The following is a 3,741-nucleotide window of genomic DNA, read 5'->3' as shown; positions in this document are numbered from 1 at the left end:
GATGTAAACAAGGCAGATTGTAGTGTTCCCGGACTAAGTAAAGGTGATACGGTTTGTCTTTGTTGAATGGCACTACTTAATGAAGGGGTCAAAGGCGGCTCATCAGCAACCGGAATCTGTTCCTCTTGCCTTTCTTGTGATGAAACCAACAATCGATTTAGCAACCAACGAGCCGCTAGCAGTTCTCGCCGCTGTCCAGCTAGAATTGCTCGATCTAGTATTGGTAGTCCGGGAACTTGTAATTGTGCTGTTACTGCGGCTAGTGTAGCATCAATGTTATCGATTCCTGACAAACGTAAATTATTTCGCAGTTTAAAGAAGGGGAGTGAGGAGTTAGGAGTTAGGAGTGAGGAGTTAGGAGTTATTATTGCTTCTGTGTCCTGCAACCAGTAAGAACCACCATCTGCAACTTCTTGTATGGCAGCGACTAACTCAGTAAGTGGTGTACCTTTGGGGCAGTAGCCATTTACACCAATAGATTTCGCTGCTAAGAGCAGTCCTTGTTCTTGAATAGAACTGAGGAGCAGGATTGGTAGATTGGGATATAAGGCTCTGAGTTGCCGACAGAATTGTAAACCTAGCTGTTGACTGGTGGTAGAGCGGCCATTGCCGAATTCTAAAACTACCAAATTTACTTGGTTAGGGTCTTTTTCGGCAGCTTCTGCTAAAATCTGCAAGGCAATGGTATTAGTTTCTACAACTGCGATCGCTTCTAGGTTAGGAATCGCTTCTAAAGCTACCCGTAATCCCAGACGAAAAATCGGGTCTTGGTCGATTAACAATAATTTTAAAGGGCGATCGCTCATAGTCCACTCAATTAGATCAGCACTGTTTTTTACCAATCAGAAAAAAACTTTGATACAAAACTTTGTCTTCCCCATTGTCACCTGTTTTCGCAAACTGATAAATCGATCATAATTGCCTTATGCAGCCTTCACTGTGTGATTAAATGAACCTGAGTATTCGGCACTGGTTGGCAGAACGCCATATCGCAATCAATCAAATCAGAGGGTTTTCTGGGGGGCAATTGGCAGGTATTGCCTACCGTATTGTTCAGGATATGGAACTCAAAAGCCTCATGCCTTTTAATATTTGTACCTTGGTAGAGGTTTTAGAACTGCCCTTAAGTATTGTTTGGGAAGAAATCAGTGTCATTTCCCTGTTGACAGAAAAACTGTTGCGTAGCCTCAGCCAAAAAAAACCGTTAAAACGTAATGAAGGCACATGGCTAGCGTTTCAAATTGCCTATCTCCAAGCTTTGCAAGCAATTCTAGAGCAGGAAGCAAGCTTACAAAAACCGTGGTTAGACCGGGCAATTATACCCATACAAGCACACATACTGAAAGAGGACGTTGGTAAACTCATCCTCGAAGATTCGCAACTACAAGGATTGCTGAAAACTCTCACCCCAGGTAAATTGACTGATACTCAAGCTGAACAAGCGCTGTCTTCGGTTGCAGATTCATTGTTAGTGCAACAAATAAATAACGCTGCTATAGCTTGGTTAGTTGCCAATGGTGCAGAGGAAGCGGAAGCAAAACTTCTAACACAGCGTTTAGTCAACTCACTTCCTGGTGACATATTGGTAGTCGTCACCGAGAATGCTGCACCTTTAGCCCAATTGCAAAAATTTTTCCGTTTGGGGATTTCATTATCTCCCAGTTTCATCACCCCAGAAGTTGGTTCTACAGTCAGTGAAAAAATTGATTTGCACCGAGAACATTACCGTGCAAGTTTGATTAAAAACCTCAGTATCCCTTTGCTGATGGAATCCTTTGCTCTTAAGGATATCTATGTGCCACAAAAAGGCTTACCAATAGAAGAAAATATTTCTGAGCAAGATAAAAAAGCTGTTAAACCAGTTGACTTAAAAACATGGGCACAGCAACAGCTAACTGATTTAGAAACGATCGCTGTCATTGAGTCAGAACCTGGTTATGGAAAAACTAGTTTTTGCCAACTTTGGGCAGCAGAGGTAGCACAGGAATTGTACCCTACTTGGATGCCGATAGTAATTAGGTTACGAGATGTAAAATACGGCAAAACTTTAATCGAAACTCTAAATTCTGCCTTTGGTCTTAATCTTTCAACTTGGTTAGAGCAAGAAAATCTCCCTTGTCTGTTGCTGCTGGATGGTTTAGATGAATTGCCCCATTCTGCTCAGGGTATCAGGGCACAAGCAATTTTTATTCAGCAATTACTGAACTTTCAATCTCAGCACCGCCACAAAATTGTGTTGACAAGTCACTCAACAACGTTACCAGAAATCGCCTCGGAACTACCGCTATTGTTGAGGCGAATTATTATTCAGCCATTGGATGGGGACGAACTCAAACAATGGTTTCAGCAATGGGCAAAAGTGCAATCTTTACCCATTGCTCAAAATTTCTTTACATTGTTAAAACAGGCAGGATTATTTACCAGCCAATCAAAGTTAAAAGAATTATCTGTCCTTATCCGTCAACCCCTAATGCTGCATTTGTTGGGCATCTTGCACCGCGAGGGATTGCTAGATGATGAACTATTGCAGTTAGCTGCTAATACCCAAAAGTCTTTTCTGTTATGGGAAATTCATCATCGTTTGAGTCGATGGTTGTTGGGTTATCCGCTAATTGGTGGGATCAAGACGATGTTACTGCGTTCAGGATCGGCTCATATTCACCGGACTACAGAAGCGATCGCTAATTTACTCGCCGATCGTCATCCCCAAGATTTACTTGAGCAGATGCAAGCGATCGCTCTCAAAATTTTACACTCGCAACGTCATCAAATTAATCTAACTGGTGAATTAAATACTTTACCAGCGTTTTATTTTAAAATTTGGGATGTAGAAAGCTCAGGCGAAAGCGCAGCAAAAAGTAGTTTAATTGAGTTTTCGCATCTCAAGTTAGGAGAATTTCTTTGTGCAGATGCTATAGCTGCCCAACTTAAATTGCTGACTCAGTACCAAGATGAGGTTTATGGCACGCCCACTTTTGTACTTGATCCCAGTAGCGTGGCCCAGAATACTTATAATTTACTAGGTTACGGGATACTTAGCCAAGAAATTGAAGAACTAGCGATCGCCAGTTTACGCCGCCAGCAAAAGCACAAATTTTCGTTTGAAGTTTTATTTCAACGTCTTCTATCTTTCTGGCGTGCTTACTGTCAAGGACGTTGGTTAAATGAGGGGATAGCCCACAACGCTTTGACTAATTTTCATACATTGCAAAACCCTGTGAATGTTGAACAGGTGAATGCTGCGGTAGGAATGAATGTGTTTTTATTGCTTTGCGCTTGCTACCGAGAAACAAAAGTTCCTTTTTGGCCTTGTGGGAATCCAGTCAATTTAACAGAATTCAACCCAGAAGTGCTGAGTGTGCTAATTGCTAGGACAACAGTTTTGCATAAAAGTGCCTTCGCAACCCGAATCAAGTCTCTGTCTGGACTCAATTTATCGGGAGCCTCTTTATCGCAAGTGATGTTAACTGGGGCAAACCTTGAGCAAACAAACTTATCTAATGCGGAGTTAACAGGGGCGAATTTGGCTGGAGCAAATTTGCAACAAGCGAACCTCACAGGCGCGAACTTACAAAACGCAAACCTTGCAGGCGCAAACCTGCAACAGGCAAATCTCACAGGCGCAAACCTGCAACAGGCAAACCTGATGGGGACAAATCTTAATTCTGCCGATCTCACCAACGCCTGCTTATTTGACACCATCCTTGCTGCCACTGACAGAAAATTAGCCGCTGATAATGG

Annotated in this window: 2 protein-coding genes; one reads left to right on the top strand and one right to left on the bottom strand. The window is 42.4% G+C overall.

Annotated features, from left to right (window positions below; translation table 11 throughout):
- Positions 1–806 (bottom strand): response regulator (locus IQ229_RS17665; protein WP_194045925.1); only part of this gene is annotated, 806 nt, incomplete at its 3' end.
- Positions 807–949: 143 nt separating this feature from the next.
- On the opposite strand from IQ229_RS17665, the gene IQ229_RS17660 reads away from it, so the two are divergent.
- On the top strand, positions 950–3,741 hold a 2,792-nt coding region (locus tag IQ229_RS17660; protein ID WP_194045923.1), incomplete at its 3' end, for a pentapeptide repeat-containing protein.

This window comes from Nostoc cf. edaphicum LEGE 07299, assembly GCF_015207245.1.
In the GTDB taxonomy this organism is placed as follows: domain Bacteria; phylum Cyanobacteriota; class Cyanobacteriia; order Cyanobacteriales; family Nostocaceae; genus Nostoc; species Nostoc edaphicum_B.
Note: the sequence above shows the minus strand (reverse complement) of the source record. Positions and strands in the feature narration are given on the sequence as shown.